Here is a 23,977-nt window from a genome sequence, read left to right as displayed (position 1 = left end):
GGGGAAGAAAGAGCTTTTTTAGTTCCACCAAAAATCGCTAAATACCTCAAAGTCCAGCAGGTTGCCCCAAGTATCTGGCTCGAAAAATTCAAAGGTACGGCATTTCTCAGTTGGTATATCAGTTGCTTTCACATGAACAAGTCGCTGTTTTGGACAGGCATCCATCGCAAGCTTGCCTGTTTCGATATCAATGACAACACCTTCAATGCCATCAGGTACACGGAATTCCTCGTTGGCTTTACCATCATGCACTGTTTCCATGAAATCAATCCATACTTGCTTTGTAGCGGCCATGTCTTCTTGAACGGATAACGTTTTACCTTGGTCATAGCCGTTCCAAACCCCTGTTGTAATACTTGGTGTATAGCCAATTAGCCACTGATCGCTAATCGTTGTACCAGATTTCGCAGCATAAGTATGTGTCATGCGACCACGAATTGATACTCCTGTAGCAGGTGAATAATCGCTATAAACAGGGTCAAATATACCTGTCATCATATCTGTTAGTAAATAAGCATCCTGTGCGGATAATACCCGCTTTTCTTCAGGCTTAGCATGCTGATAAACAACATCACCATTGGCGTTTGTAATGGATAAAATCGTTGTTGCGCTGCGCTTTTCTCCTTCCGCAGCAATCGTATTATAGGCATTTGTTAAATCATATAAAGATGTCTCAATTGTGCCAAGCGCAATGGAAGGGTTATCCTTTTCTGTGTAATTTAAATCAAAGCGCTGTAGCATTTCACGAAATGCTTTATAGCCAACTTGCTCTAACGTCTTCACTGCATAAATATTATCGGAAATCGCCATTGCCTGTGCAAGCGACATTTCCTGTGATGCGAATTGACCATTCACATTTTGTGGCTTATATGTGGCACGTCCGTTATCATAAGTGAAAATTGTTTCACCTACATTTAAAAACGTTAGCGGTGTGAAGCCTTTTTCTAATGCAGCAGCATATAAAATCGGTTTAATTGATGAGCCAGGCTGTCTTTCTGAAAGAGTTACGCGATTAAAGGAGCTTGTACTATAATCGCGTCCACCAACAAGCGCTGTGACAAAGCCTGTATTGACATCCATGCTGACAAGACCAACCTGTAAATCAGTCTTTGGCATATTTTTTTCAATCGCTGCTTCAGCTGCCTTTTGGTGCGCCTGATTTAATGTCGTTTTAATCGTCCAGCCGCCCTCGCTAATGTTCATGTTTTTAGACTCTAATATTTCACTCGCCTCTGTCCATACTACATCTAAAAAATAAGGGGCAATCGACTTGCTCGCAACCCATTCACTATTTTTATAAACGAGCTGCTCCTTTTCGGCATGCGCCTTTTCCTCTGCCGTAATTTTCCCTTGCTGCTCCATTAACGTTAAAATCAGCTTTTGTCGATTCGTTGCTTTTTCTATATTAGCAATCGGTGAATAATATGTTGGGCCTTTTGGAATGCCTGCAAGCATCGCAGCCTCAGCTAAAGTCAGCTCACTTGCCGATTTGCCAAAATAATAGCGACTCGCAGCCTCAGCACCGTACATGCCATGCCCGTAATAAACAGTATTTAAATAGCCTTCTAAAATTTCATCCTTTGAGTAGAAAATCTCCAAACGATACGCATAAAGTGCTTCATTTATTTTACGTGTCCATGTTTTCTCATGCGATAAATATAAATTTCGAGCATATTGCTGTGTTAACGTACTCGCTCCTTGTACTTTGCGACCTGCTTTAATATCAGCTAATAGAGCCCCAGCAATACGTGAATAATCAAATCCACCATGCTTGTAAAAATCTTTATCCTCAATGGCAACGGTTGCCTCTGTTAAGTATGGTGACATTTTATCTAGCTCAAGCCAATAGCGGCGCTCTGATTGAAAGTAGTCGCCAATTTGATGGTCATGCTGGTCTAAAAAAATGGTCGCTTTTGGTACAGTCAATGTCGGTGCTCCAGCAATTTGCGCATAAATGCGAAGCGATATGAGCCCAACAATAACAGCACTAACCATAGTAATTGTTAATAAGGCAAGTCGCTTGCTGAAGCGTTTGCGTTTTCGTTGGCGAATATAATGTTTTCTTTTCATTAACAATCACCTCGTTGTTTAGGTGCCAGGCACACATACAATTTTCACACAATTTGTGTTATGCATAGTATGTGTCTAGACAGTTATTTTTCATACAAGCAACAAAAAAACTTTTGGCTTGCGTATATGTATACGAAAAATGTCGAAAAAAGGTTTCGTATTATATTGCGTGTCATAGTCACAATAAAATACAATAAACATGGGAATTTTAATGAGACTAGATCATTAATGACCGAATAATCATAAGCAGGTGAACGATTCATGAGATTCGATGAAACATATTCAGGCAATGTATTTATTAAAAGCCATCCAAATTACGAAGAGTCAAAAGCCGTTTTATATGGTATGCCAATGGATTGGACAGTGAGCTATCGTCCAGGCTCTCGCTTCGGTCCAACACGCATTCGCGAAGTATCCATCGGTTTAGAGGAGTACAGCCCATATTTAGACCGTGAGCTAGAAGAAGTGAAGTTTTTTGATGCAGGCGATATTCCGTTACCATTTGGTAATCCGAAAAAATCATTAGAGGAAATTAAAGACTTTGTACGCAAGCTATTAGCAGATGGCAAAGTGCCAATTGGTATGGGCGGTGAGCACTTAGTATCACTACCTGTTATGGAAGCTGTATACGAAAAATATAATGATTTAGCGATTATCCATTTTGATGCACACACAGATTTGCGTACAGACTACGAAGGTGAGCCATACTCACATGCAACGCCAATTCGCAAAATCGCTGAACATATTGGTCCACATAATGTGTACTCATTCGGCATTCGCTCTGGTTTAAAAGAAGAGTTTATTTGGGCAAAGGAAAATGGCATGCACATTTCAAAATTTGAAGTGCTAGAGCCATTAAAAGAAGTCCTACCAACATTAACTGGTCGCAATGTTTACGTGACAATCGACATCGATGTCCTTGACCCAGGACATGCACCAGGCACAGGCACAGTGGACTGCGGCGGTATTACACCAAAAGAATTGCTTGCTTCTATCCATGCTATCGCAGGAAGCGATGTAAACGTGGTTGGCTTTGATTTAGTAGAAGTCGCACCAATTTACGACGTATCTGAAATGACAGCGAACACAGCAGCTAAGCTAATTCGTGAGATGATTTTAGGCTGGGTGAAATAACGAACCCTTGAGTAGAGGCTGGGACAAAACCCACCCCTAAATTAAAAAGCCTGTGAAATTTTACGATCAGTAAAATTTCACAGGCCATTTGTATTTAAACTCTCACTAAGCATAAGCTTCTATTTTTGCAGAAATAACAGCAGAACAAGAAATATAATTTACTAATTTTACATATATTGTTTTTGTTATAATGCTTCTAAAAAGAATAGCTAGATCTATTTTTCTGAAGGAGATAAAAAATGGGTAATTATTATTCGAGTATTACTTTGCGTATTTCTGAAGAAGATTTCCGATAGATGCTTTTGCAGAAAAATTAGCCATAAAATCAGCGGAAACCTATAAAAAAAGAGAGTCATGGCTAAGAAGAGCAATATCAGATATATAGCCATCTACAACTTGGAAGTTCAATATACACTCAAATAAAAGTGAAATTAAATACACTCACGAACAAATAGAAACTCTATTCCAAAAAGTATATCTACATGTAGACACAATTATTTCGTATCAACAGAAGTATAATTTAAATTGTGAAATAATCATTGGTGTGCAGTATGATGAGCATCAAACACGTGGTATTCATTTTGAGACCAAGCATATAGATTTTTTCCAAAAATAAACTCTTCTATCTGATATAGACATATACAACACGAATATTGAAGTATAAGATGAGCGCCAAACACCTGAGTACCAGAAGATTCTTGGATAAGTGGTTCCTCTAAACAGATGCACAAATGCTCATGACAAACAGTCGAAAAAGTTTGCAGTCTTGTTTGAAAGACGATATGAATATACCGAGAAGAAATACAAGCAAGTATAAATGTCCACTGAAGAGCATCACATGTTACAGAAGGAGCTGTACAAAAAAATACGTTAGAGCATCTTTCAAGGGATTTTTTATTATGTGATGTACCACAAGTCTGTAAAGTTGAAACTTAACAAGTAGCAGCATTTGAAGATTGTTAGATATATGATGAAGGCACTCACAATAAAACTGTGGGTGTTTTATTATGTTATCTAACAGTGCTAAAAGGTCATGAAATTAGGCATGTTTTAGCTATTCAATATTACTAGTGTCGCATTAAAATAACTCAACACCGATTTTAAATCCTAATTTTCTGTAATTTTATTTTCCCTCAAAAAAATCTTTTGTAATGGTTTGGCGGTAGTAAACCATCCAAAACCAAAATAAAGGACATACACATAGAGAAATTAATAGTTAAATTATCGCATTAATATATTGATAATTGAGAATATACTGATATTATTGAAGTAACTGGATTATTTTTTTAGTAAAGGAGAAATGATTTGAATTTCTTATTTTGAAACGTCAATTAACAAAGTATAAGCAATATAATTGTTAAATTATTTGAAGAAAATGATACTGTAAAGGTGGCGGGGAATTATTGTTATTGAAACGTTTTGCTTTTTGGTTACCAGTGTTGGCAGTAGTTAATTATATATTTGAGTTAATTGTGAATCCTATTAAAGATGTTGGTCTTGCTGTTGACCCCTTACTCTCTTTTATACTTATGAATATGGGGAATATTACATATGATCATGAAAATTTTAAGTTGTTATTTCCTGGTTTTCTCATACATTTTTCTTTATGGTTATTGTATGGTGTTCTGATTGATAAATTCATAAAGCAACTAATTTAGTGGTTAAAAAACAGAAAGTCTTAGAGAATTATGAACTACCTCGTAAAAGTAAAGGTTGAACAACGTATTCAAGCAGTCTAGCGATACTTAAATGAAGATGAATCTATAATTGAAATTGCAGAAGGTATCGAAGTGACGAGTAGAGTTGTAAGGGAATGAGTTCGCCGCTATCAAAAAATAGTGTAGCGACTTTCTTAAAATTCTATACAAACTACTCAGCTGACTATAAAATGAATGTACTAAATTATATGAACAAGACAGGTTTATCTTCAGTTGATACAGTTGCTCACTTTAACATTTCATCCTTGGTTTGCTTCAGAGTTGGAAATTAAAATTTGAAGTTGGTGGTTAGGATGCTCTTGTTTCCAAGAAAAAGGGGCGTTTATCTATGAAAACAGAAACAAAAAGAACAACGAAATCAATATCAACTGAAGGGGCTGTTGAGGCGTTAACAGCACGTATTAAATAATTAGAAATGGAGAACGCATACTTAAAAAGGTTGAATATTTTAGTTCAAATGCATGAAAAATTACCAACCAAATTAAAGCGCAAGTAATTTACGAACTAAAGGAAATTTATGAAGTGGTGGAATTAATCAAAGTCGCTGATATTCTACGTAGTACATATTATTATTGGGAAAAGCGTTTGAATCGTACTGATAAATATGCTGATATTACAATCACAAACGAATGAATGCAAAATTAAAAGACCTAAGCTGGGTGGAGTACCAAACTCAGGTCTTAGAAGTTGATTAGCTAAATATGTTTAACTTTTTTGGGTCAGATTATTAAGGGCCTCTGTTTTCTATTTTATTGAAGCCTGATACTAATGTTATCACTATCTGATTTAATTGAATCTGGGAGTACAAAAATAGGAGCGTTTAACCCACCACCACCAATATGTTTAAAAGTTGAAATATCTACTGATGCGCCGAATTGATAGGCTTGCCAAACAAATTTTGAACAGTAATTTGCAGAAATAACACTTAAATTTCCATTAAAAGAATAGTGGCTAATGTTATTTAGATTATTTGTAGCCCATTGAGCAGCTTGATATCTTTGGGCTGCAGTTGCATTTAGAGGTTTTATAAGATAAATATCGTCAAATTGATTGAAATACGATTGTACAGATTGGGATGCTCTTGGAGTAAGCGGTAGCGTGTGTTTAACTTGGAAGTCTGTGCCTACTATAGCAATATGACCTGCATAGAATGTTGCTATGCTTTTATTAGAATATAGAATATCACCTGATTGTATTAATGTTGAAGTACCAGGATAGTATGCAGAAGAGTATGGTGAAAATTGTTCTTTAGATGGTAATAGCTCCTCAACATCAGACGGAGAAAATTCTCCAAATTCAGGTGATAGATTTTCTATTTTGACTTCTTTAAATTCAAATTTTGATAAATCTACTTCAGATTTAGGGTTTGATAATTCTGCTGAAGCAAGGACTGAAAATCCAGAAAATACTACAAAACAGATAAATGAAAAGACAAGAAGTTTAATTAATTTCATTGTTAAAGCCTCCTTTGTTGTATTTAATTAGTATGATAACACGATGCGAATGTCGTATTTTGTAAAAATAAGGAGGTATATATTTTTTTTGATAGAATTGGATATGGTATGTGAAAGGTAGCAAAATAATGAGTTAGATAGATTTTATGTATTATGTTGAAGTAAGTTTTAGATTCAGAAAATTTAATGAGAATTGTTAAAATTCTTTATCAAATGACGAAATAATACAGTGTTAAATCCAGGATTTATTAACTATTAATTAAAAAATCGAATTGACACGATGTTTATTCGACCTTTCATTACTTAGTATTTTGATGTTGGGTGGTAGCCCGTTTACGGAATTTATACAAGAAATACAACAAATGAATAACCAATAGTGATATATAAAATTGAAGCAATAAGTCCCAATCTGTTAAAACTCAACCATTCCTACACACATGTCCACCTATTTTTATTAGCTCCTATTCAGCCCTAATACAAGGCTATTCTATGCAGTAATTTGCACAATACAAAGTGGGGCGAAATTCTTAAACTACTGATATATCAACGGTTTATCAGTCTATCATGTTCACCTTACAATCTAACCATATTAGGCTGGGTGAAATAAGATCTAAAATAAAAACAGGGCGTGATTCCTAATAGATGTAGAATCAGCCCTGTTTTATTATTTGCTTCAGTGCATTTTAAAGTTGATTGCCTGTCGTTAATATCTCTCAATTTTTATTGCTATATTTTCTTCGCTAATTGTTACGTTCTCTGTTTCAGAAACTTTTTTTATAGCATCTCCAACTATTTGTTGAATTAGCGTATCATCAACTTTTGCATCCTTTGGAAAACCGACGGATACATCAATATTTCCTTGGCTAGTGCCATGACCTAGCATGATGGCTATAGACTCCCGATCAACTTTCGTTTTTTCTATAATTGATGCTATTATTTCGTTATTTAATTCTGATAATAATTCTCCATGTTCACTTTCTGCTACATTTTGTTCATTTTCTATTACTTGAACCTGCTCTTCGTTCTTGTTATTACATCCAACTAATAAAGCTGAAAGCAATAAAATTCCTGGAATTATAGCTTTTTTTAGCATCTCTACTTCTCCTTTTAAAAATAAATTGTACATTCTGTAATTTCGACGGGGTTGATTGGTAAAGGTTTCAATTTAAAGCATAATCTTGTGCACCTCACCTACTATATTAGGCTAGGTAAAATATAAAAAATTTTAGCTATTCTCGTTTTTTTAACTAAATTTTAACCTCCGTATTTTATAATGAGCCCACTAATGTTGAGGAGGGTGAAGTAATGCTAGCAGCAACAGTACAGCATAAGTATACAGGTGAGCAAATTACGTTTATTGAGACAGCCGCCGCTACAAATGGAGAGCATTTACTAATTGAGGTGACATTGCCTCCATTGGGAGAGGGACCTCCGCTACATTGTCATGATGAGTTTGTGGAAAAGTTTATCGTTTTGGAAGGCATATTAACTGTTACAGTTGGGGAGCGAAATTATATTTTGGGAAAGGGGCAATCAATTACTGCTGATAAAGGCATAGCGCATACATTTAATAATAATCACCATGAAGATGTACGCTTTCAAGTAAAATTAACACCACCATCGCAATTCGAGGAGTCTGTCCGCATTCATTATGGATTAATGGATGATGGGCTAACGAATGAGCAAGGTGTACCGAAAAGCCTTTTCCATCTAGCTTTAATTTTAAAATTGCAAAATACATTGATAGCTGGCAAATCATTGCGTGTACAAAGAGGGTTGTTTAGCGCACTAGTAGGTATAGGAAGGTTATTGAATAAATATCGCAATTTAGAGAAATACATAGGACAAAAAATATAAACTTTAGGGTGTTGGGAGAGTACAATCTTTCTCAACACCCTTTTTGTTATTTCCTTGCCTAAACACTAAAAAACATCCTATAATAATAAGGTTATAGTCATTTATAAAAAAGGAGTGTACCGCCCATGCAGGATGTAGGAACAAAAGTAAAAATTAAGCTTGTGTCATCCATTATCCCAACAGATGGGGAGCTCGAAACGTATGAAATGTGGCTGCAAGGCTCCTATGTGGAAAAGGCAGGAAGCTACTATTTACGCTATGAAGAAGTACAGGAAGAAGCACATATTCGAACAACAGTGAAGCTAGCAAATGGACAGGCTTTTATTTTGCGTGGAGGCGATGTTAATATGCGTTTGCCACTTAATATGGAGCAAAAGGAAAATGGGCATTATGAAAGCATCTATGGTACACTGCCGCTCGTTACAAAAACATATGCTTTAGCATTTGAACCAAATGAGGAATGTATTCAAGGTCAGTTTATTGCACATTATGATTTAATCGTCAGTGGTGCAGTGGCGGGCAATTATAAATTAGAAATTTATTATACGGAGGTACAATAATGAACGCGGTTGAGCAATTACAACAAACGATTAAAGAGGCATTAGCACATGCGGTGACGAAAGCCCAGCTAATCGAAGAAGGCACGGAATTAAAAATTCATTTAGAAACACCAAAGGATAAAGCTAATGGGGATTTTGCAACAAATATTGCCATGCAGCTGACGAAGCTTGCGAAAAAACCACCGCGCGCAATTGCAGAAGCAATTATTGAAAACATTGATTTAGCTGCGGCCAATATTGAGAAAATCGATATTGCGGGTCCAGGCTTCATTAATATTACAGTGCGCAAAGATCTTTTAACAGGTGTTGTCAAAACAGTGCTTGAACAGGGAGACGCATATGGTCGCTCAACGACTGGTGCGGGTGAAAAAGTGCAAGTGGAGTTCGTATCAGCCAATCCAACAGGTGATTTGCATTTAGGACATGCGCGTGGGGCATCTGTTGGCGATTCATTATGTAACGTATTAGATTTCGCAGGCTATACAGTGTCACGTGAATATTATATTAATGATGCGGGCAATCAAATTAATAACTTAGCCTATTCATTAGAGGCTCGTTACAAGCAAGCATTAGGTATGGAGGCAGAAATGCCTGAGGATGGCTACCATGGTCCTGATATTATTGCCATTGCAGGTAAATTGGCTGAAGAATATGGTGCTAGTATTTTAGAAAAATCTGATGAAGAACGCTTCAAATTTTTCCGTCAGCATGGCTTACAGCTAGAGCTTGAAAAATTACAAAACGATTTGAAAAACTTCCGCGTTGAGTTTGATGTATGGTATTCAGAAACATCGCTATATGAAAACGGTAAAATCGAAGTGGCATTAGATAAATTACGAGCGAATGGTCACGTTTTTGAAGAAGAAGGAGCAACTTGGTTCCGCTCGACAACATTTGGTGATGACAAAGATCGCGTATTAATCAAAAACGATGGCTCATTCACATATTTAACACCAGATATTGCCTACCACGAAGATAAAATTGTACGAGGCTTTGATAAGCTCATCAATATTTGGGGCGCTGACCACCACGGCTATATTCCTCGTATGAAGGCAGCAATTGAGGCACTTGGCTATGCGCGTGATACATTAGAAGTAGAAATCATTCAAATGGTACAGCTTTATAAAAATGGCGAGAAATTTAAAATGTCAAAGCGTACAGGTAATGCAGTAACAATGCGTGAGCTTGTAGAAGAAGTTGGCTTAGACGCAGTGCGTTACTTCTTTGTGAAAACGGCAGGCGATTCACATATGGACTTTGACCTTGATTTAGCGGTATCGCAATCAAATGAAAACCCAGTGTATTATGCGCAATATGCACATGCACGTATTTGCTCAATCGTCCGTCAAGCAGAGGAGCAAGGCTTCCACGCAAGCATGGAAAATCTACAGCTATTAACAGCTGAAAAAGAAGTGGATGTATTGAAAAAAATCGGTGCATTCCCACAGGTTGTAGCAGATGCAGCACAGCATCGTACACCGCACCGTATTGCAAACTACATTCAGGAGCTAGCAGCAGCATTCCATAGTTTCTACAATGCAGAAAAAGTAATCAATGTAGAGGACAAGCAATTAACGGAGGCACGTCTTGCATTAATTACAGCTGTACGTACAACATTAGCGAATGCTTTAAAGCTAATCGGCGTAAGCGCACCAGAAAGAATGTAATGAAAATAAAAGCTGAGGATGTCTAACATAGGCATCCTCAGCTTTTTAATGCTTCAAAGCCGTATCATACTTTAGGGATGCTGAATAAAATGCATAAAGCCTATTAAAAAACTAGGAATGAAAGATTGACTTCCATTTCTACACAACGTACAATCAATTTCAATATCATTGGAAATTCAGAGGGGGCCGCTATTTTGAATAAACAGCTTTTCATTAAAACAGTAGCACAGCGAGAGTGGTTACAGAAAATCGCTACGCTTGAGGAGTCATTTAAAAGTCGGTCACAGCAAATTGATGAGCTATCAAGTTTTCCACATGAAAATATTCATGCATTGAGGGAGATAGGTTATACGAAAATTACTTTACCAAAGCAGTTAGGTGGGGAAGGCTTCAATATTTACGATGCCATTTTATTACATGAAACGCTGGCAAGCTATGATGCAAGTACAGCTCTAACAATCGGGTGGACCTTATTAACGGTAGGCGATTTGTTTGAGCAAGAGGGATGGGAGCCAGCGAAGCTACAAAGCTTTGCACAGGAAGTAGCAAAGGGAGCAATTATTAATCGGGCAGTGAGTGAGTTTGCAATGGGTAGCCCAACGCGCGGCGGTAAGCCGCTAACAACGGCGAAAAAAACAGCATCAGGCTGGTTAATTAATGGTCGTAAAAATTACACAACTGGGGCACCAGAGCTTGATTATTTTTTAACATCCGCTTGGATAGAAGATGAAGAGAAGATTGGTTTTTTCCTTATTCCGCATGATGTGAAGGGTGTTTCTATAGATGAAACATGGGATGTCATTGCGATGCGTGGTACAGGTAGCCATGATTTAGTATTACAAAATGTTGAGCTTCAGCCATCTGATTTGGTTGAAATTCCAAGCTATTCTACAGGCTTTAGAGTAAATGGATGGAGCTTGCTTGTTCCTGCTACATATTTAGGAATCGCACAAGCTGCACGTGATTACGCAGTGCACTTTGCTACAACACATAAACCAAACAGCTTAAAAGGACCTATAAGCGATTTGCCCAATGTGCAAGCACTCATTGGAGAAATGGATTTAGCCCTTGCGACAGCAAGATTTACATTATATGGCGCAGCCGAGGCTTATGCAGATCCAGCACGTAAAAAGCTTGTACAGCATGAGCTCAATATTGCTAAACATGTAGTAACAAACAATGCACTACAAATTGTTGACAAGGCAATGCGATTAGTTGGTGCAAAAAGCTTACAGCGCAATAATCCACTTCAGCGTTATTATCGCGATGTAAGGGCAGGCTTGCACAATCCACCGATGGACGATATGACAATAAAAAAATTAGCAGAAACAGCGATTAATCAAATATAGAGAAGAAAGAATTTGCCTTGAGTATAACTATCATATTTAACCTATACACAATCTCAATATTTCCGTTATAATTGTAATGGAGACATTGAGATTTTTCATTGTCAATAAGTTCATAATGTAGTACGTAAGGTTCCTTGCAGCGAGCAAGGAGTAAAAGGGAAGTTAGTGAAAATCTGACGCGGTCCCGCCACTGTAAATGCTAGTTTCTAGCAATATGCCACTGATTTTTTGGGAAGGCGCTAGAAACGTTTGATGCATAAGCCAGGAGACCTGCCTTCGTATAACGCCAATGACAGCCTACGAGGATAGGATGGCAACGCTTTTTTGAGCGTCCATTTATTATCTCTCGTCTATGTCGAGGGATTTTTTATTTGCATTTTTTATATGTTGAATTGAAATAAACCTTTGGTAAATAGTACAAGTTTTGAACTGGAGACAATGATACTTCAGAGTATATTTTAGGAGGAAGTTCAAATGAAGAAGTTTTGGTCAATTTTTATGGCAATGCTGTTGGCAACAGGCTTGCTTGCGGCATGTGGACAAGATGATAAGGAGCCACAAACACAGGATGAGACAAAGGTAGAGAGCCAAGAGGAAGTAGCGGCATTTCCTGTAACGGTAGCCGATTCTTTAGGGAGAGAAATTACATTAGAGAAGGCCCCTGAGAAAATCGTCTCGTTAATTCCATCAAATACGGAGATTTTATTTGCTTTAGGTTTAGGAAATGAAGTAGTTGCTGTGACAGATAACGATGATTATCCACCAGAAGTAGCAGACAAAGAAAAGGTTGGCGGCTATGAATTAGATATTGAAAAAGTTATTTCATTACAGCCTGATATCGTTTTTGCACATGGCATGAATACAGAGCAAGCAGCGGTAGAGCAATTAGAGGCAGCTGGAGTGACAGTGTTCGTTGTGAAAAATGCTTCAACATTTGAAGAGACTTATACAACAATACAGGAAATCGGCAAGCTAACAGGCAAAGTAGAAGAGGCACAAAAGATTGAAGAGGCTATACAAACGAAATTAGCTGAGCTTCAAGCAAAAGTAGAAGGACAAGAAGAAAAATCAGCTTTTGTTGTCGTTGGAGCAACACCTGATATTTATGCAGTTGGTCAAAATACATTTATGAATGAAATGCTACAGACGATCAATGTGAAAAATGCTGTTGAAGCAGATGGCTGGCCAATGTACAGTGCAGAGGATTTTGTTGCAAGCAACCCTAGCACAATTCTTGTAACATATGCTGATGATGTGAATACAATTTTAAATAATCCAGCATTTGCTGAAATGGACGCTGTGAAAAATGGTGCAGTTTATGCAATCGATGATGCTACAACAAATCGTCAAGGTCCACGTATTGCAGATGGCGTTGAGTCAATTGCAAAAGCTATTTATCCAGATTTGTTTAAATAAAAATTTGTAGCGCTCATTAACAAAGGGGGCGTTTCCACTGAGCCAAAATAAAAAAAGCGTAATAGCATATAGTATATCGATTGCATTACTGCTGATTAGTATATGGTTAGGGATAGCGGTAGGTTCAGTGAACATACCGCTATCTACTTTATGGAATAAAGAGGCTGATCCTACAGCGTACAGCATTTTATGGAATATCCGCATGCCTCGTGTCGTGCTTGCGGCGCTTGTTGGCGCATCTCTAGCTATTGCTGGTGCGGCGTTCCAAGGTTTATTGAAAAATCCGTTGGCAGATCCGTATACGCTCGGTATTTCGTCTGGTGCATCAGTTGGTGCGGTCGCTACCATTTATTTTTCAATTTCGCTACCAATGCTTGGGATTTTTACATTGCCAATCTTTAGCATGATTGGTGCGGCAATTACAATGATTATTGTCATGACCTTTGCACGCTTTGTGGATAAAACGATGAAAATGGAAACGCTTATTTTAACAGGCGTTATTTTCAGCTCCTTTTTAGGCTCCTGTATTTCATTAATGATTGCCTTAACAGGAGAGCAGCTGCGTATGATTATGGGTTGGTTGCTAGGCAGTGTATCGATGCGTGGTTGGCCATATGTACAAATGGTTTTGCCATTTGTCCTTATTGGTGTGCTATTGATTTGGCTGAATCGTCGTGAGCTAAATGCGATGATTTATGGTGAAGAGCGTGCCAAGCATTTAGGTGTCGATGTGAAACGCAGTAAATATGTAATTTTAGCAGGTGGCTCTATCCTAGCAGGTGCAGCTGTTGCTGTTTCAGGCACAATCGGCTTCGTCGGGCTTGTCGTACCACATATGGTGAGATTGATTGTTGGGGCAGACCATCGAGTACTGTTAATTTTATCATTTATTAATGGAGCTAGTTTGCTCATTATTTGCGATTTAGTTGCACGTACAATTATTGCACCAACAGAGCTGCCAATAGGTGTCATCACAGCATTTATCGGTGCACCCATTTTTGCTTATATTTTTTACAAACAACGTAGAAAAGGGGGAGCATAATGCTAAAAGTGGAGCATATTTCTGGCGGCTACGGCACTACACCGGTTATTCAGGATGTGTCATTTACAGTGCCAAAAGGGAAAATTGTTGGCATTCTTGGGCCGAATGGTAGTGGGAAATCTACATTACTAAAAGTTATTAGTGGTGTTCTTCCTGCAACAGGTGGTCGTGTGTTAATTGATGACAAGGAAATTGGTACATATTCCACGAAGGAGCTAGCCAAAAAGATGGCAGTGCTGCCACAGCTACATGCGAATGCTTTTTCAAACTCTGTGCGTGATGCGGTGTCACTTGGACGTTATCCACATCAATCTAGCTTTTTTTCTAGCTGGTCAGAGCAGGATGAACACGCTGTACAAACGGCGATGCAGCAAACAGGTGTCCAGCACTATGAGCATGCTTATTTAGAGTATTTATCGGGTGGCGAGCAGCAGCGTACATTTATCGCACAGGCTTTGGCACAATGTGCAGGACTATTACTATTAGATGAGCCGACAAATCATCTAGATATTGCACACCAACAGCAAATACTAGATATGATTCGTAAGGAAGCATTAGAATGTGAATTAACAGTGGTCTCTGTTTTTCATGATATGAACTTAGCCTCCTTATATTGCGATGAGCTTTTGTTAATGGAAAAGGGGCAAGTGAAGGCTTTCGGTAAACCGCATGAAGTGCTGCTCGAAGCGCAAATCGCGGATGTCTATGGAGCTAAGGTAGCGACATATGCTCATCCACAGTTACCAAAGCCACAAGTAACACAGCTACCAAGGATGACCCGTGAGAATTTATTTGCACCTGTTACAAAAAAGCATTTTATGCTTACAGATAACTACGTACAATTTCAAGCAGATGCACCGTTAAAGGTAGTTTCATCAGCTGTTTATAATGCAGGAATGGGCTGGTATACAACATTCCTTAATCGAACGGTGGAGCCTACTTATCCAATTGAAAATGTCAAAGAGGAAACACAAGCATTTTTAGCGGCAAGTGGCTTTGTACCAACAAATACCGTGATCATGATGACAGCGATTGCAGCACAAAATGCTATTATTGAATCATACGCTGATGGGCTCGTTATTGTAGCAGTAACTGCTGGTGTTCACCATGCTGTTGATGTCACGCGCACATATGAGGAAGAGCAATCACCACATATTGGCACGATTAATACATGGGTTATTATTAATGGCAAGCTGTCAGATGAAGCCTTTTATCAAGCGATGATTACAGCAACAGAGGCTAAAACAAAGGCGCTTGCAGAGGAAAATGTACGCGATGCAAGGACGGGTACGATTGCAACAGGTACAAGTACGGATAGTTTATTGATTGCGGCAACACAAATAGGGGAAGAAATGCCTTATGCTGGTCCAATTACTACAGTAGGCAAATGGATTGGTCGAGGCGTTTTTGAAGCAACTGCAAAGGCAATTGCCGAATATAAAAAGAGAGGATGAGGGAAATGAAGCTTTACACAAAAAAAGGTGATACAGGGAAAACGAGCATTATCGGACGTCGCGTTGATAAGGACGATTTGCGCGTAGAAGCATACGGCACAATGGATGAGCTAAATTCAGTAATCGGCAAAGCGATGACAGAGCTAGATAAAGGGCTATTCCAAGATATTTTAGCGGATTTAGAAAGCATTCAACATGAGCTGTTTGATGGCGGTGGCGATTTAGCGAATGTTATGAAAGAGCGCGTTTATAAGTTAACAGAAGCACCAATTGAAGCGATGGAGGCACGCATTGATGCATTAGCAGACGAAGCGCCACCATTGAAGCGTTTTATTTTACCTGGTGGCACACCAGCGGCAGCGACATTGCATATTGCACGTACAGTAGCTCGCCGAGCAGAGCGTCAAACGGTTACCTTAATGAAGGCGGACGATGATGTTTCACCAGTAGTACAAAAATATTTAAATCGTCTATCAGACTATTTATTTGCAGCAGCACGTGTAGCGAATGCAAGAGTAAACGTTGCAGATATCGAATATGTGCGTAGTGCGGATGTATTTAAATAAAAGACTTGGAGGAAGCAGACTTTTTGCTTCCTTTTTTGTTGTAAACGTGGAATAAAACCCCGAAAACGTGGAATAAATCTCTAAAAACATGGAATAAACTCGAAAAAACATGGAATAAACCTGAAATTGTGTTGACTGAATGTTCATTCATAATTTACAATGTGACATATAAACAATTACATTTTATAATGGGAGAAAGCTTACAAAGGGGTTTACGAATATAGGTATTCATGAGGGGGAGAAACAATGAGCACATTGTTAATTGTGAATTGGGTCGCGTTTATCGCAGTAGTGCTGTATGGGGCAGGGCTATTTGTGTATTTATTAAAAACGCGCTATGAATTCATCAGACTAGGGAAGAAAGAAGAGTTTAACCAAAAGCTATCTGATCGAATTAGCGACATTGTTGAAAAAGTGTTTGGACAATCCAAGCTGTTAAAAGATAAAAAAATGGGTATCGTCCATGTTATGTTTTTCTATGGCTTTTTACTCGTTCAGCTTGGTGCGATTGATTTAATTTGGAAAGGGTTAAAGCCAGGTTCACATTTGCCATTTGGCCCGCTTTATCCGTTCTTTACATTTTTCCAAGAAATCGTCGCATTAACGATTTTAGTAGCGGTTGTTATTGCATTTTATCGACGCTATGTTGAAAAGCTTGTTCGCTTAAAGCGTGGCTTAAAAAACGGGCTTGTATTAATTTTCATTGGTGGCTTAATGATCTCGACACTCGTTGCCAATGGAATGGGCTTAATTTGGCATGAGCATGGCTTAACAGGTGCAGAGCCAGTAGCATCAAGCATCGCCTTTGTTTTTGGCTTCTTGTCACCAAAAATTGCAGCAGCTATTTTTTATGTAGCATGGTGGGTGCATTTATTAATTTTATTAACGTTCTTAGTATATGTACCACAATCAAAGCATTTCCACTTGATTACAAGTATTTTCAATGTTTTCTTAAACCGTCAAGAGCGCATGGGGACACTTCGTCCAATCGACTTCTCAGCACTTGAGGAAGCAGAGGATGAAGATGAAATGCCAACGCTTGGGGTAGGGAAAATTCAAGACTTTACACAGAAGCAATTAATCGACCTTTATGCATGTGTAGAATGTGGGCGTTGTACGAATATGTGTCCAGCAACAGGTACAGGGAAAATGCTGTCGCCGATGGACTTAATCGTCAAATTGCGTGATCATTTAACATTTACAGGTGCGGTTGTTACGAAGCAAAAGCCTTGGGTGCCATACCAAATGTTTAAAAATACACAGGGGAATCAATTAGCGATGGCTGCTGGTGCAGAGGGAGCTGTAATTGAAGATATTTATAGCCCATCATTAATCGGTGATGTTATTACAGAGGAAGAAATTTGGGCTTGTACAACTTGTCGTAACTGTGAGGATCAATGTCCGGTAATGAACGAGCATGTTGATAAAATTATTGATTTACGCCGTTATTTAACGATGACAGAAGGAAAAGTGAATCCAGATGCACAGCGCGCGATGACAAATATCGAACGTCAAGGTAATCCATGGGGCTTAAACCGTAAAGAAAAAGAAAACTGGCGTGAGCTTGATTCATCGGTTGCAATTCCAACTGTAAAGGAATTGAAAAAATCAGGTGAGGAAATGGAATATTTATTCTGGGTAGGCTCAATGGGCTCATTCGACAATCGTTCACAAAAAATTGCACTAGCATTTGCACGTTTAATGAATGAGGCAGGCGTGAAGTTTGCGATTTTAGGAAATAAAGAGAAGAATTCTGGTGACACACCACGTCGTCTAGGAAATGAATTTTTATTCCAAGAGCTTGCAACAGCTAATATTGATGAGTTTGAGAAAAACGATGTGAAGAAAATTGTCACAATCGACCCACACGCATACAATATTTTTAAAAATGAATATAAGGATTTTGGCTGGAATGGTGAAGTATTGCACCATACTGAGCTGCTATATGATTTAGTTCAGCAAGGTCGCTTAATTATGAATCACCGTGTTGAGGAAACAATCGTCTTCCATGATTCTTGTTACTTAGGTCGTTATAATGATGTTTATGACCCACCACGTGAAATTTTAAAAGGCATCGCAGGTGTGAAGCTTGTTGAAATGGAACGTAACCGCGAAACAGGTATGTGCTGTGGTGCTGGTGGCGGTCTAATGTGGATGGAAGAGCATGTCGGTAACCGTATCAATGTTGCACGTACAGAGCAAGCATTGGCTACAGAGGCATCCGTTATTTCATCAGGCTGTCCTTACTGCTTAACAATGCTATCAGACGGTACAAAGGCGAAGGAAGTTGAAGATACAGTTGGCACATTTGACATTGCAGAGATTTTAGAGCGTGCTGTCTTCGGCGACAAAGTAGTTGAAGTGCCTGAGGAAGAAGCAACAGAGGAAACAGTCATTGAACAAGTGGTTGCAACAGAAGACACAGTTACTGAACAAACAGAAAAGAAAGAATAAAAATTAATGAAGCGCAAGAAATCAACATTTTGAAAATAGATTTCTTGCGTTTTCTTATTTTAACGGGCGGATTGTAACCTTTATTCTAGGAACCTCGCTCAAAAATTTAGAAAACAATAATTGAAAATCAACATGCTTTCTAGTAAACTTTGAACTAATAGTACAAATCAATATTTTTTTACAATACAACTGAGCGAGCGTTCAGTCAAAACTAAACAAGGGGTGTTTATTTTGAATAGAACAGTAATTTTAGATGGTGCACGTACGGCATTTGGTAAGTTTGGGGGAGGCTTAGCAAGCTTGCAGGCGAGCGATTTAGGTGGCGCTGCAATTAAAGCGGCATTGGAAAGAGCAAATATCGAGCCAGCAAATGTTGGGGAAGTCATTATGGGAACGGTACTACAAGCAGGGCAAGGGCAAATTCCTTCACGTCAAGCTGCAACGAAGGCTGGTATTCCATGGAATGTTAAAACAGAAACAATTAATAAAGTATGTGCATCAGGTATGCGCAGTGTAACTTTGGCTGATCAGCTAATTCGATTAGGGGACGAAGAGGTGATTGTGGCAGGTGGTATGGAGTCGATGTCCAATGCACCGTACTATTTACCAAAGGGACGCTTTGGTTTACGAATGGGCGATGCACAGCTTGTTGATGGCATGATTTACGACGGCTTGTCTTGTGCCTTTGATCCACAGCGTGTACATATGGGGACATATGGTAATCAAACGGCTGAAAGCTTTGATTTGACACGTGAAAAGCAGGATGAATGGGCGTTACGTAGCCATCAGCTAGCATTGAAGGCAATGGAAGAAGGTAAGCTAGCAGAGGAAATTATCGCAGTTGAAATTCCGCAGCGTAAAGGTGAGCCGATTGTGATTAACAAAGACGAAGCGCCACGAGCTAGCACAACTTTGGAAGCGCTATCAACGTTAAAGTCAGCATTTAGCAAGGATGGCACAATTACAGCAGGGAATGCGCCAGGCGTGAATGATGGGGCATGTGCACTTGTTTGTATGAGTGAAGAGCGAGCGAAGCAAGAAAATCGCAAGCCGCTTGCAACGATTATCGGGCATGCGGAAGTTGGTGTGGAGCCACAAAACTTCCCACAAACACCGGGTCTTGTTATTCAAAAACTGCTTGAAAAAACAGGGAAAACATTAGCGGATATTGATTTGTTTGAAATCAATGAGGCATTCGCAGCAGTTGCATTAGCGAGCAGTAAAATTGCAGGACTTGATGATAGCAAAGTCAACGTTAATGGTGGAGCGGTTGCGTTAGGTCATCCAATTGGAGCAAGCGGTGCACGCATTATTTTAACGTTAGCATATGAATTACGTCGTCGCGGTGGCGGTATTGGCATTGCTGCAATTTGTTCAGGTGGCGGCCAAGGGGATGCAATTATGATCGAAGTGGGGGCAGAAGGATGATTCAAAAGGTAATGGTCATCGGTGCAGGACAAATGGGCTCAGGCATTGCGCAAGTTTGTGCACAAGCAGGCTATACAGTTGTACTGAACGATATGAAAGAGGAATTTTTTCAGCGCGGCATAGGGGTTATTACAAAAAACTTAACACGTGATGTAGAAAAGGGACGGAAAACAGAGGAAGAAAAACAAGCGATTTTAGAGCGTATTACGATGTCGCTTGATTTGCAGGACGCAAAGGATGTAGACATTGTCATTGAAGCAGCTGTGGAGAATATGGAAGTGAAGCAATCGATTTTCAAACAACTCGACACGATTGCACCGAAGCATGCTATTTTGGCAACAAATACATCGAGCTTACCGATTACCGAAATTGCGGCGGTAACAACACGACCAGAGCAAGTAATCGGCATGCACTTTATGAATCCAGTGCCTGTGATGAAGCTTGTTGAAATTATTCGTGGGCTTGCGACAGCGGATGAGGTGTATAAAGCGGTGGAAGAAATGACGTTGAAGCTATCAAAAACACCTGTTGAAGTAAATGATTTCCCAGGCTTTATTTCGAATCGTATTTTAATGCCAATGATTAATGAGGCGATTTATGCGCTATATGAAGGTGTAGCCTCAAAAGAAGCGATTGATGATGTCATGAAAATGGGGATGAATCATCCGATGGGGCCATTAACATTAGCAGACTTTATCGGCTTAGACACATGCTTATACATTATGGAAATTTTACATGAAGGCTTTGGTGACAGTAAATATCGCCCTTGCCCACTGTTACGCAAATACGTGGCAGCAGGCTGGTTAGGTAAAAAATCAGGGCGAGGCTTTTACGTATATAACTAGGAGGAAGACACGATGGAATTACGTTTTACAGAAGAACAGCAAATGATGCGCAATATGGTCAAGGATTTTGCTGAGAGCGAGATTGCACCATTTATTGACCGCATGGAAGCGGGCGAGTTTCCGCGCGAAATTTTAAAGAAAATGGGCGAGCTTGGCTTAATGGGCATTACAACACCTGAGCAATATGGTGGCTCAGAGATGGACTTTACATCGTATATTTTAGCGATTAATGAATTGTCTAAAGTGAGTGCGGTTGTTGGTGTCATCTTGTCTGTTCATACATCTGTCGGTACGAATCCAATTCTTTATTTCGGCAATGAAGCACAAAAAGAGAAATATGTTTCAAGGCTAGCGACTGGCGAATATTTAGGGGCATTTTGTTTAACAGAGCCAAATTCAGGTAGCGATGCAGGCTCGTTAAAATCACGTGCTGTAAAAGAGGGCGACCATTATAAAATTAATGGCTCGAAAGTGTTTATTACAAACGGTGGCGAAGCGGATGTTTACATCGTTTTTGCAAGCACAAATCCAGAATTAGGCTCACGAGGCATTTCAGCATTTATCGTAGAAAAGGATACGCCGGGGTTAATTATCGGTAAAGATGAGCATAAAATGGGCTTGCATGGCTCACGTACAGTACAGCTAACATTTGATAATATGCTAGTGCCAGCAGAAAACCTGCTAGGCAACGAAGGGGAAGGCTTTAAAATTGCGATGGCTAACTTGGATGTTGGACGTATTGGCATCGCAGCACAAGCATTAGGTATTGCAGAGGCAGCACTAGAGGCAGCAGCGGCTTATGCGAAGGAGCGTGTGCAATTCGGCAAACCGATTGCAGCACAGCAAGGTATTGGCTTCAAGCTTGCAGATATGGCAACAGCAGTAGAGGCGGCGAAGCTACTCGTTTATCGTGCGGCAGATTTACGCTCAAAAGGCTTACCATGTGGTAAGGAAGCTTCAATGGCAAAGCTATTTGCCTCTAAAACAGCAGTGCAGGTGGCAATTGACGCGGTACAAGTATTTGGTGGCTATGGCTACACAGAGGACTATCCTGTGGAACGTTATTTCCGCGATGCAAAGGTAACGGAAATTTATGAAGGCACGAGTGAAATTCAACGTATCGTTATCGGAAAAAATTTATTAAAGTAAGGGGATTAACGAAATGAACTTTCAACTATCAGAAGAGCATGAGCAATTACGTGAAATGATTCGCGATTTTGCGATTAATGAAGTAGCACCAACAGCGGCAGAGCGCGATGAAAATGAAGAGTTTAGCCGTGAGATTTTCGATAAAATGGCGGAGCTAGGCTTAACAGGTATTCCATGGCCTGAAGAATATGGTGGTGCAGGCTTTGACTATCTTGCGTACTGTATCGCAGTAGAGGAGCTTTCACGCGTATGTGCATCAACAGGGGTAACATTATCAGCACATACATCATTAGCAGGCTGGCCGATTTATAAGTTCGGCTCAGAGGAGCAAAAGCAAAAATATCTTCGCCCAATGGCTGAAGGCAAGAAAATTGGTGCGTATGGCTTAACAGAGCCAGGCTCAGGCTCTGATGCGGGTGGTATGAAGACATATGCAAAATTAGATGGCGATGACTATGTGTTAAATGGTTCTAAAATTTTTATCACAAATGGTGGCGTAGCTGACATTTATGTGGTCTTTGCTGTAACAGATCCAGAAGCAAAGCATGGTACAACAGCATTTATCGTAGAAGCAGATATGCCAGGCTTCTCTGTAGGGAAGAAAGAGAAAAAACTAGGTATTCGTTCATCACCAACGACAGAAATTATTTTCGAAAATTGCCGCGTACCAAAAGAAAATATTTTAGGCGAGCTTGGGCAAGGCTTTGTGATTGCGATGAAAACGTTAGATGGTGGACGTAATGGAATTGCAGCACAAGCGGTTGGTATCGCACAAGGTGCATTAGATGCAGCGGTGGAATATGCGAAGGAGCGCGTGCAATTCGGTAAGCCGATTGCGGCAAATCAAGGCGTGTCATTTAAAATAGCAGATATGGCAACAGCGGTAGAGGCATCGCGCTTATTAACATACCAAGCAGCATGGTTAGAATCGAATGATTTGCCATATGGGCAAGCGTCAGCAATGGCAAAATTAATGGCAGGCGACACAGCGATGAATGTGACAACGGAAGCAGTGCAAATTTTTGGTGGCTATGGCTACACGAAAGACTATCCTGTAGAACGCTTTATGCGCGACGCAAAAATTACACAAATTTACGAAGGTACACAGGAAATTCAGCGCCTCGTAATTTCGCGTAATTTAACGAAGTAATCTATGAAAGAAAGCAAAGAAAAACTGCAAGTTGAAACGACTGTAAAAGATGCACAGCTTATTGAGTTTCGCCGCCAGCAAATTATTAATGCAGCTATCGTGCTGTTTAAAGAAAAAGGCTTTCATCGAGCGACAACGCGTGAAATAGCGAAGGTGGCAGGCTTTAGTATCGGCACATTGTATGAATATGTGCGTACAAAGGAGGATGTGCTGTACCTGCTATGTGATAGCATCTATCACGAAGTAAGGCAACGTCTCGACAGCTTTCCACAGCATTCAGGCACTGTCGATGAGCTAAAGGAAGCAATTAAACAATACTTTTTCGTCATCGATAGCATGTCAGATGCATTTACCATTATGTATCAAGAATCAAAATCGCTATCGACTGAAGCATTGCATTATGTATTGAATAAAGAGTTGGAAATGGTTGCGCTCTTTGAAAAGTTATTAAAAAATTGCACAGAGCTAGGCATTTTGAAGCTGTCTGAGCAAGAGCTATTTTTGGCAGCAAATCATATTGTTATTCAAGGGCAAAGCTGGGCGTTTCGAAGATGGGCGCTACATAAGCATTGCACGATAGATGAATTTATTGCATACCAAACGAATACGTTGTTGAATGGTATTTTACGTAAAGAGTAAAGGGATATTGGGGCTGTCTTGAAGG

Annotated in this window: 19 protein-coding genes and 1 riboswitch; of the genes, 16 read left to right on the top strand and 3 right to left on the bottom strand. The window is 39.4% G+C overall.

Annotated elements, in window-relative coordinates:
* Positions 1-18: 18 nt before the first annotated feature.
* Positions 19-2,070 carry a transglycosylase domain-containing protein gene (locus M3Z76_RS04760; RefSeq protein WP_293921418.1) on the bottom strand — a complete coding sequence of 684 codons (2,052 nt, stop codon included), beginning with the start codon at positions 2,068-2,070 and terminating at the stop codon, positions 19-21.
* A 261-nt stretch (positions 2,071-2,331) separates the two neighbouring features.
* Between M3Z76_RS04760 and speB the strand changes: the two genes are divergently transcribed.
* Entirely contained in the window at positions 2,332-3,204 is an 873-nt protein-coding gene (gene speB / locus M3Z76_RS04755; RefSeq protein WP_293921421.1) for an agmatinase, read from the top strand.
* 1,403 nt (positions 3,205-4,607) lie between these two features.
* Positions 4,608-4,862 (top strand): hypothetical protein, encoded by a 255-nt coding sequence (locus tag M3Z76_RS04750; RefSeq protein WP_293921423.1) that lies wholly within the window; start codon positions 4,608-4,610, stop codon positions 4,860-4,862.
* Positions 4,863-5,671: 809 nt separating this feature from the next.
* Here M3Z76_RS04750 and M3Z76_RS04745 read toward each other — a convergent pair.
* Both M3Z76_RS04745 and M3Z76_RS04740 read right to left on the bottom strand, forming a co-directional pair.
* Positions 5,672-6,376: a C40 family peptidase gene (locus M3Z76_RS04745; protein ID WP_293921425.1), complete on the bottom strand. Its 705-nt coding sequence runs from the start codon at positions 6,374-6,376 to the stop codon at positions 5,672-5,674.
* A gap of 703 nt (positions 6,377-7,079) precedes the next feature.
* Positions 7,080-7,469 carry a topoisomerase gene (locus M3Z76_RS04740; RefSeq protein WP_293921428.1) on the bottom strand — a complete coding sequence of 130 codons (390 nt, stop codon included), beginning with the start codon at positions 7,467-7,469 and terminating at the stop codon, positions 7,080-7,082.
* Between the two features lie 212 nt (positions 7,470-7,681).
* On the opposite strand from M3Z76_RS04740, the gene M3Z76_RS04735 reads away from it, so the two are divergent.
* The 14 genes from M3Z76_RS04735 to M3Z76_RS04670 all read left to right on the top strand — a co-directional run bounded on the left by M3Z76_RS04735 (position 7,682) and on the right by M3Z76_RS04670 (position 23,952).
* Positions 7,682-8,233, top strand: a complete 552-nt coding sequence (locus M3Z76_RS04735; RefSeq protein WP_293921430.1) for a cupin domain-containing protein — start codon at positions 7,682-7,684, stop codon at positions 8,231-8,233.
* 125 nt (positions 8,234-8,358) lie between these two features.
* The gene (locus M3Z76_RS04730; protein ID WP_293921432.1) at positions 8,359-8,793 is read left to right on the top strand and encodes a YwiB family protein; all 435 of its coding nucleotides are present in this window, start codon (positions 8,359-8,361) and stop codon (positions 8,791-8,793) included.
* The gene (gene argS, locus M3Z76_RS04725; protein ID WP_293921434.1) at positions 8,793-10,460 is read left to right on the top strand and encodes an arginine--tRNA ligase; all 1,668 of its coding nucleotides are present in this window, start codon (positions 8,793-8,795) and stop codon (positions 10,458-10,460) included. The genes M3Z76_RS04730 and argS overlap by 1 nt, the downstream gene beginning before the upstream one ends.
* 194 nt (positions 10,461-10,654) lie before the next feature.
* On the top strand, positions 10,655-11,809 hold the full coding sequence (locus tag M3Z76_RS04720) for an acyl-CoA dehydrogenase family protein (protein ID WP_293921436.1): 1,155 nt from the start codon (positions 10,655-10,657) through the stop codon (positions 11,807-11,809).
* A gap of 109 nt (positions 11,810-11,918) precedes the next feature.
* Positions 11,919-12,101: riboswitch (cobalamin riboswitch) on the top strand.
* A gap of 182 nt (positions 12,102-12,283) precedes the next feature.
* On the top strand, positions 12,284-13,225 hold the full coding sequence (locus M3Z76_RS04715; RefSeq protein WP_293921438.1) for an ABC transporter substrate-binding protein: 942 nt from the start codon (positions 12,284-12,286) through the stop codon (positions 13,223-13,225).
* Between the two features lie 61 nt (positions 13,226-13,286).
* Complete coding sequence (locus M3Z76_RS04710; protein ID WP_406601092.1) at positions 13,287-14,267, top strand: FecCD family ABC transporter permease; 981 nt, start codon at positions 13,287-13,289, stop codon at positions 14,265-14,267.
* The gene (locus tag M3Z76_RS04705) at positions 14,267-15,721 is read left to right on the top strand and encodes an adenosylcobinamide amidohydrolase (RefSeq protein WP_293921440.1); all 1,455 of its coding nucleotides are present in this window, start codon (positions 14,267-14,269) and stop codon (positions 15,719-15,721) included. The genes M3Z76_RS04710 and M3Z76_RS04705 overlap by 1 nt, the downstream gene beginning before the upstream one ends.
* Before the next feature lie 5 nt (positions 15,722-15,726).
* Positions 15,727-16,287: a cob(I)yrinic acid a,c-diamide adenosyltransferase gene (locus M3Z76_RS04700; RefSeq protein ID WP_293921442.1), complete on the top strand. Its 561-nt coding sequence runs from the start codon at positions 15,727-15,729 to the stop codon at positions 16,285-16,287.
* A gap of 246 nt (positions 16,288-16,533) precedes the next feature.
* A complete protein-coding gene (locus M3Z76_RS04695) occupies positions 16,534-18,741 on the top strand; it encodes a (Fe-S)-binding protein (protein ID WP_293921444.1) in 2,208 nt (735 codons plus the stop codon).
* Positions 18,742-18,972: 231 nt separating this feature from the next.
* Positions 18,973-20,169 (top strand): acetyl-CoA C-acetyltransferase, encoded by a 1,197-nt coding sequence (locus M3Z76_RS04690; protein WP_293921446.1) that lies wholly within the window; start codon positions 18,973-18,975, stop codon positions 20,167-20,169.
* Positions 20,166-21,014, top strand: a complete 849-nt coding sequence (locus M3Z76_RS04685) for a 3-hydroxybutyryl-CoA dehydrogenase (RefSeq protein ID WP_293921448.1) — start codon at positions 20,166-20,168, stop codon at positions 21,012-21,014. Before M3Z76_RS04690 ends, M3Z76_RS04685 begins: the two co-directional genes overlap by 4 nt.
* A gap of 12 nt (positions 21,015-21,026) precedes the next feature.
* Positions 21,027-22,163 carry an acyl-CoA dehydrogenase gene (locus M3Z76_RS04680; RefSeq protein ID WP_293921450.1) on the top strand — a complete coding sequence of 379 codons (1,137 nt, stop codon included), beginning with the start codon at positions 21,027-21,029 and terminating at the stop codon, positions 22,161-22,163.
* 13 nt (positions 22,164-22,176) lie between these two features.
* The gene (locus tag M3Z76_RS04675) at positions 22,177-23,313 is read left to right on the top strand and encodes an acyl-CoA dehydrogenase (RefSeq protein ID WP_293921452.1); all 1,137 of its coding nucleotides are present in this window, start codon (positions 22,177-22,179) and stop codon (positions 23,311-23,313) included.
* Between the two features lie 3 nt (positions 23,314-23,316).
* A complete protein-coding gene (locus M3Z76_RS04670) occupies positions 23,317-23,952 on the top strand; it encodes a TetR/AcrR family transcriptional regulator (RefSeq protein WP_293921454.1) in 636 nt (211 codons plus the stop codon).
* Positions 23,953-23,977: the final 25 nt, after the last annotated feature.

This window comes from Metasolibacillus sp., from assembly GCF_025291715.1.
GTDB lineage: Bacteria > Bacillota > Bacilli > Bacillales_A > Planococcaceae > Metasolibacillus > Metasolibacillus louembei.
The sequence above is the reverse complement of the archived record's forward strand: the minus strand, read 5'-3'. Positions and strand labels throughout refer to the sequence as shown.

Bases quoted from the DNA above. Each gene is read 5' to 3' on its own strand.
- M3Z76_RS04760 (WP_293921418.1), bottom strand. From the start codon at position 2,070: ATGAAAAGAAAACATTATATTCGCCAACGAAAACGCAAACGCTTCAGC.
- speB (WP_293921421.1), top strand. From the start codon at position 2,332: ATGAGATTCGATGAAACATATTCAGGCAATGTATTTATTAAAAGCCAT.
- M3Z76_RS04745 (WP_293921425.1), bottom strand. From the start codon at position 6,376: ATGAAATTAATTAAACTTCTTGTCTTTTCATTTATCTGTTTTGTAGTA.
- M3Z76_RS04740 (WP_293921428.1), bottom strand. From the start codon at position 7,469: ATGCTAAAAAAAGCTATAATTCCAGGAATTTTATTGCTTTCAGCTTTA.
- M3Z76_RS04735 (WP_293921430.1), top strand. From the start codon at position 7,682: ATGCTAGCAGCAACAGTACAGCATAAGTATACAGGTGAGCAAATTACG.
- M3Z76_RS04730 (WP_293921432.1), top strand. From the start codon at position 8,359: ATGCAGGATGTAGGAACAAAAGTAAAAATTAAGCTTGTGTCATCCATT.
- argS (WP_293921434.1), top strand. From the start codon at position 8,793: ATGAACGCGGTTGAGCAATTACAACAAACGATTAAAGAGGCATTAGCA.
- M3Z76_RS04715 (WP_293921438.1), top strand. From the start codon at position 12,284: ATGAAGAAGTTTTGGTCAATTTTTATGGCAATGCTGTTGGCAACAGGC.
- M3Z76_RS04705 (WP_293921440.1), top strand. From the start codon at position 14,267: ATGCTAAAAGTGGAGCATATTTCTGGCGGCTACGGCACTACACCGGTT.
- M3Z76_RS04700 (WP_293921442.1), top strand. From the start codon at position 15,727: ATGAAGCTTTACACAAAAAAAGGTGATACAGGGAAAACGAGCATTATC.
- M3Z76_RS04695 (WP_293921444.1), top strand. From the start codon at position 16,534: ATGAGCACATTGTTAATTGTGAATTGGGTCGCGTTTATCGCAGTAGTG.
- M3Z76_RS04685 (WP_293921448.1), top strand. From the start codon at position 20,166: ATGATTCAAAAGGTAATGGTCATCGGTGCAGGACAAATGGGCTCAGGC.
- M3Z76_RS04680 (WP_293921450.1), top strand. From the start codon at position 21,027: ATGGAATTACGTTTTACAGAAGAACAGCAAATGATGCGCAATATGGTC.
- M3Z76_RS04675 (WP_293921452.1), top strand. From the start codon at position 22,177: ATGAACTTTCAACTATCAGAAGAGCATGAGCAATTACGTGAAATGATT.
- M3Z76_RS04670 (WP_293921454.1), top strand. From the start codon at position 23,317: ATGAAAGAAAGCAAAGAAAAACTGCAAGTTGAAACGACTGTAAAAGAT.